Annotated in this window: 14 protein-coding genes; 2 read left to right on the forward strand and 12 right to left on the reverse strand. The window is 51.0% G+C overall.

Translation table 11 applies throughout. From position 1 onward, the window contains the following. Positions 1-5: 5 nt before the first annotated feature. From AC53GJ_RS15790 to pyrG, 9 genes are all read right to left on the reverse strand, one after another. Positions 6-659: a protein-L-isoaspartate(D-aspartate) O-methyltransferase gene (locus AC53GJ_RS15790; protein WP_496729101.1), complete on the reverse strand. Its 654-nt coding sequence runs from the start codon at positions 657-659 to the stop codon at positions 6-8. Beyond that, positions 659-1,414: a 5'/3'-nucleotidase SurE gene (gene surE, locus AC53GJ_RS15795; RefSeq protein WP_496729102.1), complete on the reverse strand. Its 756-nt coding sequence runs from the start codon at positions 1,412-1,414 to the stop codon at positions 659-661. Before surE ends, AC53GJ_RS15790 begins: the two co-directional genes overlap by 1 nt. Further along, a complete protein-coding gene (gene truD, locus AC53GJ_RS15800) occupies positions 1,415-2,515 on the reverse strand; it encodes a tRNA pseudouridine(13) synthase TruD (protein WP_496729104.1) in 1,101 nt (366 codons plus the stop codon). Further along, on the reverse strand, positions 2,512-2,997 hold the full coding sequence (gene ispF / locus AC53GJ_RS15805; RefSeq protein ID WP_496729105.1) for a 2-C-methyl-D-erythritol 2,4-cyclodiphosphate synthase: 486 nt from the start codon (positions 2,995-2,997) through the stop codon (positions 2,512-2,514). The genes truD and ispF overlap by 4 nt, the downstream gene beginning before the upstream one ends. After that, positions 2,994-3,683 carry a 2-C-methyl-D-erythritol 4-phosphate cytidylyltransferase gene (ispD, locus tag AC53GJ_RS15810; RefSeq protein ID WP_496729106.1) on the reverse strand — a complete coding sequence of 230 codons (690 nt, stop codon included), beginning with the start codon at positions 3,681-3,683 and terminating at the stop codon, positions 2,994-2,996. The genes ispF and ispD overlap by 4 nt, the downstream gene beginning before the upstream one ends. Beyond that, positions 3,680-3,964, reverse strand: a complete 285-nt coding sequence (gene ftsB / locus AC53GJ_RS15815; protein ID WP_496729107.1) for a cell division protein FtsB — start codon at positions 3,962-3,964, stop codon at positions 3,680-3,682. Before ftsB ends, ispD begins: the two co-directional genes overlap by 4 nt. Before the next feature lie 142 nt (positions 3,965-4,106). Beyond that, positions 4,107-4,775 carry a hypothetical protein gene (locus tag AC53GJ_RS15820; RefSeq protein ID WP_496729109.1) on the reverse strand — a complete coding sequence of 223 codons (669 nt, stop codon included), beginning with the start codon at positions 4,773-4,775 and terminating at the stop codon, positions 4,107-4,109. 113 nt (positions 4,776-4,888) lie between these two features. Continuing rightward, complete coding sequence (gene eno, locus AC53GJ_RS15825; protein WP_496729111.1) at positions 4,889-6,181, reverse strand: phosphopyruvate hydratase; 1,293 nt, start codon at positions 6,179-6,181, stop codon at positions 4,889-4,891. A 57-nt stretch (positions 6,182-6,238) separates the two neighbouring features. Next, positions 6,239-7,879 (reverse strand): CTP synthase, encoded by a 1,641-nt coding sequence (gene pyrG, locus AC53GJ_RS15830; RefSeq protein ID WP_496729113.1) that lies wholly within the window; start codon positions 7,877-7,879, stop codon positions 6,239-6,241. Positions 7,880-8,119: 240 nt separating this feature from the next. On the opposite strand from pyrG, the gene AC53GJ_RS15835 reads away from it, so the two are divergent. Next, a complete protein-coding gene (locus AC53GJ_RS15835) occupies positions 8,120-10,606 on the forward strand; it encodes a penicillin acylase family protein (protein WP_496729115.1) in 2,487 nt (828 codons plus the stop codon). 192 nt (positions 10,607-10,798) lie between these two features. Then, positions 10,799-11,782: a PEP-CTERM sorting domain-containing protein gene (locus tag AC53GJ_RS15840; protein ID WP_496729117.1), complete on the forward strand. Its 984-nt coding sequence runs from the start codon at positions 10,799-10,801 to the stop codon at positions 11,780-11,782. A 10-nt stretch (positions 11,783-11,792) separates the two neighbouring features. On the opposite strand, the gene AC53GJ_RS15845 is transcribed toward AC53GJ_RS15840, so the two are convergent. The 3 genes from AC53GJ_RS15845 to relA form a co-directional block, all read right to left on the reverse strand. After that, positions 11,793-13,025: a glycosyltransferase gene (locus AC53GJ_RS15845; protein WP_496729119.1), complete on the reverse strand. Its 1,233-nt coding sequence runs from the start codon at positions 13,023-13,025 to the stop codon at positions 11,793-11,795. Positions 13,026-13,130: 105 nt separating this feature from the next. Beyond that, the gene (gene mazG, locus AC53GJ_RS15850) at positions 13,131-13,910 is read right to left on the reverse strand and encodes a nucleoside triphosphate pyrophosphohydrolase (RefSeq protein ID WP_496729121.1); all 780 of its coding nucleotides are present in this window, start codon (positions 13,908-13,910) and stop codon (positions 13,131-13,133) included. 70 nt (positions 13,911-13,980) lie between these two features. Further along, positions 13,981-16,173: a GTP diphosphokinase gene (gene relA / locus AC53GJ_RS15855; RefSeq protein ID WP_496729123.1), complete on the reverse strand. Its 2,193-nt coding sequence runs from the start codon at positions 16,171-16,173 to the stop codon at positions 13,981-13,983.

Below are 16,173 nucleotides of genomic sequence, written 5' to 3' on the forward strand. Positions count from 1 at the left end.
TTGCCTCAAGCAAGTTCACCCGGAACCAACGGTACAAACCGGACTGACTCCACATCTTTTTGTTTAAATTCATCACCCTGGCGGGTAAAAATCCTTAATACCTGTTCCTGTGCCCCGACCGGGATCACCAAACGTCCGCCTTCGGTTAATTGCTGTAATAACGCTTGCGGCACCTGTACCGGCGCTGCAGTGACAATAATACAATCAAAGGGGGCCTTACTGGCCCAGCCAAGCCAGCCATCGCCATGTTTCATAGCAACATTATGCAAATCAAGCTGTTGCAACCGACGCTTGGCCTGAAATTGTAAGGTTTTTATCCGTTCGACCGTACAGACCTGATTGAACAACTGCGCCAGAATGGCGGTTTGATAACCAGAACCAGTACCAATTTCCAAGACTTTCTGCGGTTGCCATGGCGACTCGTCTGACTGGGTTAATAGCAGTTCAGTCATTTTGGCCACAATATACGGCTGGGAAATCGTCTGGCCCTGGCCAATAGGTAAGGCGGTGTTTTCATAGGCTTTATGCGCCAGTACCATCTCAACAAACAAATGCCGTGGCGTTTGAGCAATGGCCGATAACACCCGTGGATCACGAATGCCATCCTGTTGTAATTTCTGTGACAGCAGCGCTGCGCTGCGCGACGTCGCGACGGCCATTATGCCAACTCAATACCGCTGAGCCAATCACGTAACGGCTCCAGACTACGATAGGCGGTCATATCAATCTGCAACGGCGTCACTGAAGCATAACCATTCGCCACAGCATGAAAGTCAGTGCCTTCACCCGCATCCAGCTCAGGACCCAAAGAGCCATACCAATAAATGGCGCGCCCCCATGGATCTGTGGTGCCAGTCATGGTTTCGGCTTTATGCCGACGCCCCAACCGCGTCACCTGAATGCCTTTTAACTCAGCCAAAGGCACTGCTGGTACATTGATATTCAGGATCTGATCGGCCGGTAACGGATGAGATTTAAGCTTTTTAATCACCTGTAAAGTGACATAGGCCGCAGTGTCAAAAAAATCGTCGTTGTGACCAGCCAACGACACCGCAATGGCAGGCAAGCCCAGATGCCGGCCTTCTGTCGCCGCCGCCACTGTGCCGGAATACAACACATCATCACCCATATTGGCGCCATGATTAATACCTGCAACCACTAAATCCGGCGCCTTGGCTAATAATTGGCTGATGGCAAGATGCACGCAATCGGTCGGAGTGCCGTTGACAGCGATAAAACCATTGTCAAGTTGCTGGGTGCGCAACGGATTAAGCAAAGTTAACGAGTTACTGGCACCGCTACAGTTGCGATCGGGCCCGACCGTGCTGACCTCTGCAATCTGGCTTAATGCCTGTTGCAATACCCGGATCCCTTTGGCATAAACACCGTCATCATTACTTAATAAAATCCGCATTTAACACTCCAACATCACTTGTTCCCGACCCAGATCCTGATACTGCAGTAATTCACGTAACACAGACGTAGCAAAACATCCGGTCGGCAACGCAAATTGCAGCTCCAGTGTATCACCTTGCCACTGATAACTCAGTGCTTTTGGCTGTAACCTAGTAGTACGGCGTTCGGTATTGACATTCAAATCACACAACGCCTGCACCCAATGCTGATAGGGGGCCAGTTGTTGTAATTGCCAGTCGAGCGCAGCGCAACTTTCCAGCACTTTGCCGACGCCGGGTAATACCGCGGTTGGATGTAAATCTGCCAGTGCCAGCCGCTGGTTAATATCCTCGGTCAACTCAGGCACAGTAAACACTGAGCCTGTACCATCCAATTGCACCACAGCACCTGGTAACAAGGTCAAAAACATCCCTTGTTGCACCCGGGCTGACACCTGCTGATTAAATAACATCGAACGACTGGCCGATAAAGCCAGACCGCGTAATTGCCGATCCGGAATACTTTCGCCGGCAAATAACCGTGCGGCGAGCACTAAGTTGCCACCGCTATGGCCAAAACGCTGCTCACCATAATAATTCGGCACACCTTGCTTGATCAGCTGCAAGCGCGCTTCAACCTCGGCGATATCACTAATCTGACGCAATCTTAACCGAAAGTGGTTTTGCTTAATCGAGCCTAATTTTAACCGGCGTTGATGACGAACAGTCTGCAAAATCCGCACACCTTCGATATTCCAATGCTGAAAATCTAATTCTTGTTTAATCGGCACCGGCAGACAAAACCATTGCCGGGTCACGGCATGGCGATCTTTTAAGCCGGCATAACTGACCAGCCGGGCTTTCAGACCGGCTGCCGCCGCAATTTGCTTCGCCACATATTGGGTATTCTGGCCAATTTTTTCGACCAATAACAACAGATGTTCACCCTGACCTGTGGGGGTGAAGCTGAGTTCTTCATCAACGATAAAGTCATCGGCGACAGTACGCAGCTTGCCTGTGACCTGTGGCTGCCCATACAAATAAGCCAGTGGCAGAAAATCAGGCACACTAACAGGACTGCGTTCAGCGCTGGCCGTCATCTGATCATCATGCCGCGTCATGCCGACTGCACCAACAGCACCACAGCTTCCACCGCGATACCTTCTTTTCGGCCAACAAAACCCAGTTTCTCAGTGGTGGTGGCTTTGACATTGACCTGATGTAGCTCACATTGTAAATCCGCAGCCAGCACCTGGCGCATGGCCAGAATATGCGGCGCCATTTTCGGTGCCTGCGCCATAATGGTCACATCCAGATTACCAGTCTGGAAACCGAGCTTTTGCATATCAGCCACGACTTTGCGCAGCAGGATCCGGCTGTCAATACCTTTAAAAGCAGCATCGGTATCAGGGAAATGGTGGCCGATATCCCCTAGTGCCAGCGCCCCTAAGATGGCGTCAGACACGGCATGCAACACCACATCACCATCGGAATGTGCCAGCAGGCCCTTTGCATAATCGATTTTTACCCCGCCCAGCGTGATAGGGCCTTCGCCACCAAAGGCGTGTACATCAAAGCCATGGCCAATACGGAATGGGATCATTGTTGCTCCAGATAAAAACGTGCCAGTACGAGATCTTCTGGCTGAGTAATTTTGATATTGTCGGCCCGGCCCGGCACCAACAACACAGGTTGTTGCGCCCATTCCAGCGCAGAAGCTTCATCAGTGACCACAGCTCCCGCTGCCAGTGCACTGTTCAGACAATGGCGTAATAAGTCCGTAGGGAACAGTTGGGGTGTCAGCGCATGCCACAGCTGTTGTCGTTCCACGGTATGTTGAATATGCAACGGGCATGAGCCAGCGACTGACCTTTTCATGGTATCCCGCACTGGAGTGGCTAAAATGCCACCACGCTGAGCGTCGAGGCACTGATGGATTAACTGGCGAATATCATCCAGTTGGACCAGGGGCCTGGCCGCATCATGCACCAGCACCCAGGGGTATTGCTGGGAATCAATGGCCTGCAGCGCGTTCAGCACTGAATTGGCACGTTCAGCACCGCCAGCCACCCTGATCACTTGTGGATCCGAGACCAGCGGCGTTTGCACAAAATAGGGATCGCCCGCCGATAACGCCAACCAGATGGGGCCAAGTTCAGGCAGTTGCTGTAACCGGTTAATGGTGTGCTGCAGAATGGTTTTGCCAGCCAGTTGTAAATATTGTTTCGGCCGATCGGCCTGCATGCGCTGGCCAACACCAGCAGCGGGAATCACAACAGCAATGGTCATTTTTTACCTTGCGGGGTCAATAAGCGGAAAAAGACTTCGTCTTGACGGACCAGACCCAGTTCATTACGGGCACGCTCTTCAATCGAATCTAATCCGCCTTGTAAATCCGCCACATCGGCTTGCAGCAGTTGATTGCGTTTAGCCAGTTGCAAATTACTGGCCTGGTGACTGGCGAGTTCTTCTTTATGCTGCAGATATTCTTTGACGCTGTGCTGGCCAAGCCAGAGCCGATGCTGTAAAGCGGCACACAGCAGCAGCAGGATCAGGATTAATAAACGCATGGTGCACCTGCAGAATGAAAGTGCAGTTATTATGAAGACTTCAGCCACCGCTGAAAAGCCCTGCCGCGTGTTTTTGCACAGCTGAGCCAATAAAAGCGCTCTTCGCAATGCAGCCTTGGCACTGGCTGAGCAGAACTACAGTTTAGCCAGCGGCGGTATTTTTGTTGCCAGCTATTTTCGCCGGGTGAGGCTTGGCAAAATTTTGCCAGTTCAGCCGACTGGCCAATAACATTTCCCGCAGCGTCAGACGCCTTGGATGAATGCGTTGCTGATTGCGCCACTGATGACCACAACAGACCGCCATCAGGACAGTTTTACCAGGTTTAAGCAGTAGCTTTTGTTGATTATCAGGTTCTTGTGGCCAACCAGCCATGGCGAACCAGCCATGTTCGTTGCAATGAATGCGCTGACCCGCCCGGTCAATTTCGTCAATCGAATCAAGCCGGATTTGTTCCATCTGCTGCTCTTTGACATAAACAGGCACTAACAACCCTAGCTTGGCATATTGATGGTAATAACTGAAATTACTGGCAGATGCATCGATATGTGGCAGCGGACAACGGCGGCTTTGCGCATGTAACCAACTGGCATTGACAGTGTCCAGTTGCAGTGGTGACGGGTGTTTTAACATCAAAAAAGCAGCTTCACGCACATAAAAAGGCAAGCTTTGTAACCGCTTAGGTAGCGTATGCAGCTGTTCAGCCGACGTTTGTGCCAGACGAGCCAATTCCTGCTCGTACAAGGTGTTGCACAGCTCAGTGTAAGTCTGTTGATGTTCCGGGCTAAACCAGAGATCGTTTTGGCTGTTCATGCACCGATGTTCGTTGTTTTCCATCCGGCTGCAACACAGGCCGCTGCAATCACGACAACGGCCTGACTGAGCTGCCCAAACGCCAATACCGCATTCAGGCAGGTGAAGCACTGTTACTGGCCTTTGATTTCAATCCGGCCACGGTAAGGTGCTTTTGCCCCCAATTCCTGCTCAATGCGCAGTAACTGGTTGTACTTCGATACCCGATCAGAGCGGCACAGTGAACCTGTTTTGATTTGACCAGCGGCAGTACCCACGGCTAAATCCGCGATAAAGGCATCTTCAGTTTCGCCTGAACGGTGTGAAATGACGGCAGTAAAACCTGCGTCTTTCGCCATTTTGATGGCGGCCAACGTTTCGGTCAGCGAACCAATCTGGTTGAATTTAATCAGGATAGAGTTACCAATGCCCTGCTCGATACCACGGGTAAGGATTTTGGTGTTGGTGACAAACAGATCGTCGCCGACCAGCTGCACTTTAGCGCCAATTTTGTTGGTCAGATCTTTCCAGCCATCCCAGTCAGATTCATCCAGACCATCTTCAATCGAGATGATTGGGAATTTAGTCGCAAGGCCGGCCAGGAAATCGTTGAACTCATAAGAACTGAATTCTTTACCTTCACCTGACAGTTTGTATTTGCCATCAACATAAAATTCAGAAGCAGCGCAATCCAGCGCCAGGGTGATATCTTTATTTAGCTCATAACCAGCAGCAGCCACTGCTTTAGAGATGACAGTCAAGGCTTCTTCGTTTGATTTTAAATCCGGCGCAAAACCACCTTCATCACCCACAGCAGTATTTAAACCTTGGGCATGCAGTTCTTTTTTCAACTGATGGAAAATCTCAGCGCCCATCCGCAGTGCTTCAGCAAAAGTTTTGGCACCCACCGGCTGCACCATAAACTCCTGGATATCCATGTTATTATCCGCGTGTTCACCGCCATTGATGATGTTCATCATCGGCACCGGCATTGAATACACGCCAGGCGTCCCATTTAAATCAGCGATGTGTTGATACAGAGGGATTTTTTTATCGGCAGCCGCAGCGCGTGCCACAGCTAAAGACACTGCCAGAATAGCGTTCGCGCCTAAGTTGGATTTTGACTCAGTACCATCGAGCTCAATCATGATCTGGTCGACTTTGGCCTGCTCATAAGCTGACTGGCCGACTAACGCAGCTTTGATTGGCCCCTCAATATTGGCCACTGCAGTGCGCACGCCTTTGCCTAAATAACGGCTCTTGTCACCATCACGCAGTTCCAGCGCTTCACGGGTACCGGTCGAAGCACCTGAAGGTGCACAACCACGGCCCATCACGCCACTTGCTAAAAATACATCGGCTTCAACCGTTGGATTGCCACGCGAGTCCAGAATTTCACGGGCGACGATATTGATAATTTCAGACATTATTTTCCCCTGTAGACCAAAGCAAAAAAGCCGTGCACCAGGGCACGGCTTTTCAGATTATTTGGTCGTTTGTTGTTTCTGATATTTATATGCTGCAGCGACAAACCCCTGGAACAACGGATGCCCGTCGCGTGGCGTGGAGTTAAATTCCGGATGGAATTGCCCCGCCACAAACCATGGGTGGTTTGGTAGTTCAATCATTTCCACTAACTGATTATCCGCAGATAAACCAGAAATAATCAGGCCAGCCTCTTCAAGTTTCGCCACAAAGTGATTGTTCACTTCGTAACGATGACGATGACGTTCACTAATCACGTCAGCGCCGTAAGTTTCACGGGCTTTGGTATTGGCCTTGAGGTTACAGTTTTGGCTACCCAGACGCATGGTACCGCCTAAGTCGGAGTCGTCGGTACGAACTTCAACCTGACCTGCGCTGTCCAGCCACTCTGTGATGAGACCCACCACAGGGTAAGGCGTGTTCTTATTAAATTCTGTCGAATGCGCACCTTTCATCCCTGCCACATTGCGGGCAAACTCAATCAGTGCCACTTGCATGCCAAGGCAGATGCCAAGGTAAGGTACTTTGCTTTCACGGGCGTATTTGGCGGCAATAATTTTGCCTTCCACCCCACGTTCACCAAAACCACCCGGCACCAGAATGCCATCAAGGCCAGCCAGAATGGCTGGGCCTTTGGTTTCAACGTCTTGCGAATCAATGTATTTAATCGTCACCGTCAGACGGTTTTTCAGGCCGGCATGATTCAGTGCTTCGTTCACGGACTTGTAAGCGTCTTTTAACTCAACATATTTACCGACCATACCAATTGTGACTTCACCGGTCGGATTACTTTCCTGATACAACACCTGTTCCCATTCGGTCAGGTCAGCTTCAGGGCAGTTTAAGTAAAAACGTCTGACCACTAAATCATCTAGGCCCTGTGATTTTAACAGCGCCGGAATTTGATAAATGCTGGACACGTCTTTTAACGAAATGACTGCACGTTCTTCGACATTGGTAAAGAGCGCAATTTTGGCTTTTTCATTGGTTGGAATAGAGCGATCTGACCGGCACACCAGAATATCTGGCTGGATGCCGATAGAGCGTAATTCTTTTACCGAATGCTGGGTTGGCTTGGTTTTGATTTCACCGGCAGTGCCCAGATAAGGCACCAGGGTTAAATGCATAAATAACGCCCGCTCACGACCAATTTCAGTGCCAAGCTGACGAATGGCTTCTAAAAACGGTAAGGATTCGATATCACCGACAGTACCGCCGATTTCGACAATGGCAATATCATAACCTTCAGCACCAGCAACAACACGGGCCTTGATTTCATTAGTGATATGCGGAATAACCTGAATAGTCGCGCCTAAATAATCACCACGACGCTCACGTCGTAACACTTCAGAGTAAATTTTACCCTGGGTGAAGTTATTCAGCTTGGTCATTTTAGTGCGGATAAAGCGCTCGTAATGACCTAAATCCAGATCGGTTTCAGCACCGTCTTCGGTGACAAACACTTCACCGTGCTGAATAGGGCTCATGGTGCCCGGATCCACGTTGATATATGGATCCAGTTTCAGGATTGTTACCTTCAGGCCACGCGCTTCTAAAATTGCTGCCAGCGATGCTGCGGCAATACCTTTACCTAAAGATGAGACAACCCCACCCGTCACGAAGATGTATCTTGTAGTCATGAGACCCCTGAGGCACGTTGAATTTGGATATCAGATCAAACTGCAATCAATAGCTTAGCTGTGTTTAAACACAGATGCTTCAGACAGATGCAGATTTGATATCAGGACGGGCGGAAAGTATAGCAAAGCTGCCCGTCAGGCTCAATCGAAAGCTTTGGTTAATCTGATTTAAAAAGCAAAAGCTACAGCTGTGCCGGATTATGCTACTTTCAAAGCTCACACCAAAGACATGGAGTCACTATGAAAGTTGCCGTCGTCCTCTTGTTTGGCGTCCTGTTGCTGGGCGGCTGCCTGCAACAACAAGAATTCAGCTCAGGCCATACTGAATTAACCGAGTCGCAGGTCAGTATTACCTATACCGCTTTTGGTATTCCACATATTGAAGCCAAAACCTATAGCGCACTGGGTTATGGCATCGGTTATGTACAGGCCAGCGACAATCTCTGCACCCTGGCCGAGCAGTTATTAAAACTACAGGGTGAAAAATCGCGTTTTTTTGGCGCTGGCAGCCAGCAGAAAAATCTGCTGACCGATTTTGCCTATAAAGCGCTGAATTATCCGCAGCAAGCGCGGCAACTACTCAGTACTTTACCGCTGGATAGTCAATTACTGCTGCAAGGCTTCAGTCGGGGCTGGAATAAACGGCTGGCAGAGTTTGGCAGCCCGGCGGCCTACCCGACACCGTGCCGTGGCATGAGCTGGGTGACTCCTATCACTGCCGAATTACTGCTGGCATTTCAGCTGGATTTAGCCAGTCTGGCCAGCAGTCGTAATTTTTTACCGGCGATGGCAATAGCGGCTCCCCCCTCCGCATCACAACAGTTGGCGACGCCCAACATCAAGATTTCAGCCACTATCGAAGGCATCGGCAGTAATGGTTGGGCACTCGGGCAACAAAAAACGGCCGGTGCCCACAGCATGCTGCTGGCCAATCCGCATTTTCCCTGGGATGGCGAGCTACGTTTTTTTCAGCAACATCTGACTATTCCGGGTGAGCTCGATGTGGCTGGCGTCAGCATGATTGGCATGCCAGCGGTGCTGATTGGTTTTAACCGCCAGCTTGGCTGGACTCATACGGTCTCCCAGGCCAAACGTTTCACTTTGTATCAGTTGGAACTGGATCCGGCCAACCCGCTGCGCTATCGCTATGGCGATGGTTATCGCGACATCAGCGCTCAAACAATGGAGGTTGCCGTGTTACAGGCTGATCAAAGCCTGCAAACGGTGCGTCGTACTTTATACAGCAGCCATTATGGACCTATGCTGGATTTAACCAGCCTGTCACCGGCGCTGGGCTGGAGTCAGCGCAGCGCCATCACCATGCGGGATGCCAATGCCGGTAATGCCAGATTGCTGCCACACTGGCTGGCGCTTGGCAAAGCCAGAAACAAAGCAGAATTTGTGCAGGCTTTTCATCAACAGCAAGGTATTCCCTGGGTCAATACCATCATGGCGGACGCCCAAGGCAATAGTTGGTATGGCGATGGCAGCCAGGTGCCATTGCTGAGTCAAACCGCTGAGCTATATTGGGCTCAGGCGAGCCGCAGTCCGCAGCTGGCGCCGATTTGGCAGGAGGGTGCCGGCAATATTCTGCTGCCAGGCAGCGATCCGGCTTTTGAATGGCAGTTGCATGCGCAAAGTAAAGTACCGGGGTTGGTGCCATTCAGTCTGGCACCGCAGCTGGAGCGCCCTGATTATGTGTTTAATGCCAACAGCAGCCACTGGCTGAGCAATCTGCAAGCTCCGCTGGAAGGCTACAGCCTGGCCTATGGACCTGAACGAACTGAACGCAGCCCACGTACCCGCTACAATGCGTTGCTGATTACGGGCGAGGATAGCCATCAACTGGCGGGCGCTGATGGCAAATTTAATTTTACCGAGCTAAAAGCTGTATTCAGTCAGCAAGGTTCATTGTTTGGCGCTGAACTTCGACTGGCATTGGCGAGTCGTTGCCAGCAATTTCCGCAAATCCAGTACCACGGCACTACAGTTGATTTGACCGCGGCCTGTCAAGCCTTGCAACAATGGGATGGCCTGTATCGCACCGACAGCCGTGGCGCTCATGTGCTGCGCGAATTTTTGCTGGCTTTTCGCCGTAGCAGTGAAGCCAATCTCAGCCCTACTTTATATGCCACGCCTTTTGATCCGACGCATCCAGCCACCACTCCTGCCGGATTAGCGCCTTATACCGCAGCCAGCCCAGAGCAAGATCCGGTGCTGCGGGCGCTGGCAGCAGCAGTGGTCAGATTACAGCAAGCAGGGATTGCACCCAATGCCGCGCTGGCAGACATTCAGTTTCTGCAAAAATCAGCTGCCGCTCCCAAAGTCGCGATGGCTGGTGGCTATTCCTTCGAAGGCTTATTTAATATGGCTGAACGCTTACTTCCCTCGCGCAGTACGGCGGATTTAGCCAATGTCAGCACCGGCGATGCCGTTGTTGACTCGCTATTATCGAGCCAACCCAGCAACACAGGCCCTGACTATGGTTACCGTATCAATTACGGCAGTAGTTTTGTCATGGCGTTGCAATTTACCGCCAACGGACCGAAAGCGGAAATGCTGCATGCGTATGGCCAGTCCCATGATCCGGCGTCACCGCATTTTAACGATTTAACCCTGCTCTTTAGTCGGACTCAGTGGCAACCGATGTTATTTGATCGGGCTGACATTCAGGCAGCTGCGGTACAAGAACTACTGTTAGACACTGCCAGTAGTTCCTCGCCTTAATTTCGCAGCCAGCCGCAGTAAAAACTGCTGGCTGGCGCTTTTTTTGTCAGTTTATCTTACAGTTTTTGTCAGTTTCCTTTTCAGGAGCAACATAACAACATGAAAATTATTAAAATTTTATGAGTTAGCACATTGGCATTATTACTGCTATGTCTGCATTGGTATGTGATTTTGGCTAGAAGGAATTAAATAATGAACAACACCCTCACTCCGCGTAAACTTAGTGTGCTGATTGCAACGCTGTTAGGCGTCAGCCTGCTGCCCGCGCAAGCCACTTTATTGAACTACAACATCCTGACTAACTCCGGTTATAAACACGCGCAGGATGAATCCATCAGCAACGAAAACAACGATCAGTCGCCTGTCAGTAGTTATGTCAGTGATTCGTACTGGTCAAGCGCCACCACTTCGGATGGTGCAGCTGCCGGTAACGATCAAGGCTGGATGTATTCGCGGTCTCGGGGTGAAGGGGCTTATTACCACCATTACTCCAGTGTCACTCAGGTGGTTGATTTACTCAACGACAGCGGCGTGATGCAAAACTACAGTTATGATTTTCGGATTAATTTCGGCTCCCTGACTGCCAGTAATTACGACTTCAGCACCGCCGAAGAGTTTTCAGTGGCGGGTTATATGGTGGATATTCTGCTGAACGGCAGCTCCATCTGGCACAGTATGTATACGCTCACTAACAATCTGGCTGATGGTTTTACCGCCACAGCTTCAGGCACCAATCTGGTCAGTTATACCGATGGCAGTAGCTACGCCAGTTGGGGCGAATATGCCAGTACGCTGAATCTCGGTTTGTTAGGTGCTGGCGACTCGCTGAATCTGTCTTACAGCATCAAAACCTTTGTCAAAGGCAACCATTTACAAGGCTGTGGTGGTGGGCAAGTTCCGACCGCAGTAAATCAACTGCAAAACAGCGATGATACATTCAGCACCAATGCTATCGCAGAAGATTGTTATGGCGATTATGGCTATGGTGGTTATGGTTATTATGGTTTTACCGGCTATTCCTATGCCCAGTTTGGTGATCCAAATGGTTTTAATAGTCAACCAGTTGCTTTTAATGACCAGAATATCCGCATCAGCTCAGTACCTGAACCAGCCCCGCTGTTATTAGCTGGTTTAGGACTGGCCGGTCTGGCATTCCGTCGTCGCCGCCAAAGTTAGTTTCACGCAGTTACAGCAAATCAATGAGGGCATCCCGCATGCCCTCGGTTTGTTCTTGCCGGTCAAAGCCCTGATACATCGCTTTAAATTGCTGTAATTTCGCCACTAACAACTGATCTTGCCGCATCTTAGCGATGAGATCAGGCAGCAGCGACATCGGCGCTTCCCGCATTAAAAAATAAGCCAGATGCTGGCGGCATAACTGCCGCGCCAGTAATAATTGTTCTAATTGTTTTGGTAGTAATAACATGGGTTTACCAGCTAACAACATACCGGCAATAGTGCCATGACCGGCATGACAAATCACCAGATCAGCATCCTGACAAACAGTTTCCAGCCGGATCGGCTGACTGCTCCAGTTCAGACCCGGCCAGGCCGCCATAAAGCTGGCATCGACTTTGGCCAGATGCAGCAACACATCCGCATCCAGCCTGGCAAGTTCAGTCAGTAACTGTGACAACTGCGGATAATCGCGGTGCAGGTAAACAAAAATCCGCATTTGACCATTGCCGCGCCAGACTGGCGTGACACCTTGCCCTAACTCAAAAGCGGGTCCCCAATAGTCGCCATCCTGACGCTGTGGGTAATGGTCAAATTCCGGCAAGGTGGTTAAAAACTGCAGTTCAACCCGGGCAAACAGTTCACTTAACGCAGACAGCTCCGGCCGGCCCGCACCACTGAGCCGGCGGTTACACAACGCCAGCACTTCAGCTTCGGCAGAACTGGCCTCGGCAGTACTTTCCAGCAGATCCGGTAACGGACTTTGCTGCGGCGGAATAAAAAAACCAGTGCCAAGCAGCACTTTTTTCACCCCCGCCAGCTCTGCAGCCAGCAGCGCGGTTGGCGCATAATCCAGCAACATCAGATCGGGCTGTAACTTTTGGATCTGCACAAGCCAGCTGTCGATACGCTCAGAGCAGATGGCTTCATCGGCAAAACCATTGTTATGCAGAATTTCCGCCAGATTGCGGGTGGGCATAAAACGTTTGTGCCGCACAATCGCCGGACATGCCGCCACCAAGACCGCTGCTGGCAATAATGCGCGCGCCGTTTCCGGCTGGCTGACCAGGCAACTGACCCGCCAGCCAGCATCGAGCAAGAGCTGAGCCAGGTGACGAAAGTTCAGCACATGACCATAACCCTGACCTAACTCCCAGCAGTATAACAAATGCGGCACTCTGGCTGGCTCAAATCTGCTCTGCAAAGGACTGATTGTATTCGAAGGGGCTTGGCTATTACTCATCACAGTCTGGCCTGATAGCGTAAAAAGCACAGCATAGCTGTATTACTACGTGACTGACAAATTGCACTCAGCGGGCAGATGATCCCAGGCGCCAACAGCGCCTAGTTAACACTGTTGTTTGGCTTGTTGCCAGGCGGCTTCCATCATGTCCAGACTGGCCTCCCCAACCGGCGTGCTATGCTGCAACAACTGCTCAACCTGGCGAAAGCGCCGTTCAAACTTGGCATTGGCCTGACGTAATACCGCTTCCGGCTCTAAACCATGCTTACGCACCACGTTGACCAAAGCAAACATCAAATCGCCCAGTTCATCGGTCAGCTCCGCCGAGCCAGGCGCAGTTTGTTCAACCTCAAGAATTTCTTCTTTGACTTTTTCCCAGCAGCCATCGACCGAAGGCCAGTCAAAGCCAACACTGGCACAACGTTTTTGTAATTTATAGGCCCGGCTCAGTGCCGGCAGACTGGCCGGCACATTGTCCAGCACACTCGCAAGCCCGGCCGCTTTGCGCTCCTGACTTTTTTGCGCTTCCCACTGTTGCAGTGCGCTCGCTGCATCTGAAGCGCCAGTGTGGTCCGTGGTCCGAAAAATATGCGGATGACGCCGGGTTAGCTTGTCGCAAATGGCTTCGATACAATCGGCAAATTCAAACCGACCTTGTTCAGCCGCCATTTGACTATAAAACACCACCTGAAACAGCAAATCACCCAGCTCATCTTTTAAATCGGCAAAATCGGCCCGCTCAATGGCGTCCGCCACTTCATAAGCCTCTTCAATGGTATAAGGCACAATGCTTTGAAAAGTCTGCGCTTTATCCCAGGGACAGCCAGTTTCTGGATGACGCAAGCTGGCCATAATTGCCAGTAAATCATTGATATTTTTAGACATATAGCATTCCGTTCGAGGAGGGGGCCGGGCTTGTGCGGTACACAAACCCGGCTTTTGGGTGGTTACCCGGCTAATGGGACCTTTTGGCCTCAATCACATCGTCAATCAGACTGACTTTGGTCAGCAATTTATTCAGCGAATCCAGATTATACAGCTCTAAGGTCATATTAATAATGGCGGTCTGCCGCGCAACATCAGAATTACTGCTCATTCTGAGCACATTGGCTTTTTCGTTGGCCAGAATACTGGTGATATCACGTAATAAACCGTTGCGATCATGTGCCACAATCCGGATCGTCACTTCATAGCCAGAGGCATATTGATCACCCCAGGTCGCTTCCACCACCCGCTCCGGATGTTGCTCCTGCAGATTCTTAAACTGATCACAATCATCGCGGTGCACGGCAATACCGCGGCCCTGGGTGATATAACCGACAATGGCATCACCCGGCAATGGCTGACAACAACCGGCCATATGCGTCATCAGGTTACCAACCCCCTGCACCACCACATGGCTTTTGGCAGGCGTCGGCGCCATAGGTTTACTGATCAGCCGTGGATCAATCTCCGGCGGCTCCGCTTTGGCGTATTGGCTTTGAATATAATGCACCACCTGGGTGACTTTAATTTCACCGCCACCAATGCCAACCAGTAACTCTTCCATCGAATTGACATTAAATCTTTGCAGCACTTTCACCGGCTGATCCAGCGTCAGGTTCAGTCTGGATAATTCGGTATCCAGTAAATCTTTGCCGGCGGCATAGTTTTTATCCCGGTCTTGTAAGCGGAACCAATATTGGACTTTAGAACGGGCCCGGCTCGATTTTAAATAACCCAGATTCGGGTTCAGCCAGTCACGACTTGGATTCGGTTCGCGGCCGGTCAGAATTTCCACCTGATCACCGGTTTTTAGCTGATAGGTAAAAGGCACAATCCGGCCGGAAATTTTGGCACCAATACAGCGATGCCCGACATTGGAATGGACATAATAGGCAAAATCCAGCGGCGTGGAGCCGAGGGGTAAATCGACGATATCACCTTTGGGCGTAAAGACGTAGACCCGATCTTCGGTCACCTGATTACGCAGCTCCTCGGCCAGTGACGAATCCACCACTTCTTCCTGCCAGGCCAGAATTTTGCGCAACCAACCGATTTTCTCATCCAGCGCGCCCTCGCGGCCAGCCGGGCCACCTTCCTTGTAGCGCCAATGCGCCGCCACGCCCAGTTCGGCGTCATCATGCATCTGCCGGGTGCGGATCTGAATTTCAATAGGCCGGCCTTGTGGCCCGAGAACCACGGTATGGATCGACTGGTAACCATTTTGCTTGGGCGTGGCGATATAATCGTCAAACTCTTTCGGTAAATGCTGCCATGAGGTATGGACAATACCGAGCACGGCGTAGCAGTCCTGCACTTTTTCAGTCACGATGCGGACAGCGCGGATATCATACAACTGGTCAAACGCCAGATGTTTTTTCTGCATTTTTTTCCAGATACTGAAAATATGCTTAGGCCGGCCATAGACCTCAACCGGCAGGTTCTCGTCTTTCATTCGCTGCCGCACGGCAGCAACAAAATCCTGCATATACTGTTCGCGGCCCAGCCGTTTGTCTTCCAGCAAAGTGGCAATCTGTTTATAAGTTTTTGGATGCAGATAACGAAAGGCTAAATCTTCCAGCTCCCATTTCAGCTGTCCAATGCCGAGCCGGTTGGCCAGTGGGCCAAAAATGGCATTGGTTTGTTTGGCGGCCAGCACCCGAGTTTCTTCATCGGCGTTTTTCACATCCCGCAGATAACAAATTTGCGCCGCCAGTTTAATCACCACAGCCCGGACATCTTCCACCATGGTCAACAACATTTTGCGAAGATTATCCGCTTGTTGTGCGTTCGGTGTCTGGCCTGGTCCCACCGGAATAGTCCGGATCGCTTCCATCTGTTTCACCGCTGCCAGCATCACCAGCACTGGCGGGTCGAACTGATCAGTCAACTCTTCACAGGTTAAAATGGCCGCTTCAATCAACGGAAACAACAAAGCCGCCGTCAGCGCATCTTTGTCCATCCGCAAATCAGCCAGGATTTCCACCATTTCCCAGCCTGTTCTGACCTGGGGACAGGTTTCTTCGGTCAAACCATGCTGCTGCAACCATTGTTCGGCTTCGAGCAAACAGCTAATTTTTTTCTCCGGCAGGCCAAGTGAACTGAGCCAGGCGGTGGTTTCACCCGGATTATATTCAGTGCTGTGCGAATGCCGGACCGTGACCAT

The sequence above is a fragment of the Rheinheimera sp. B2H12 genome, from assembly GCF_059620065.1.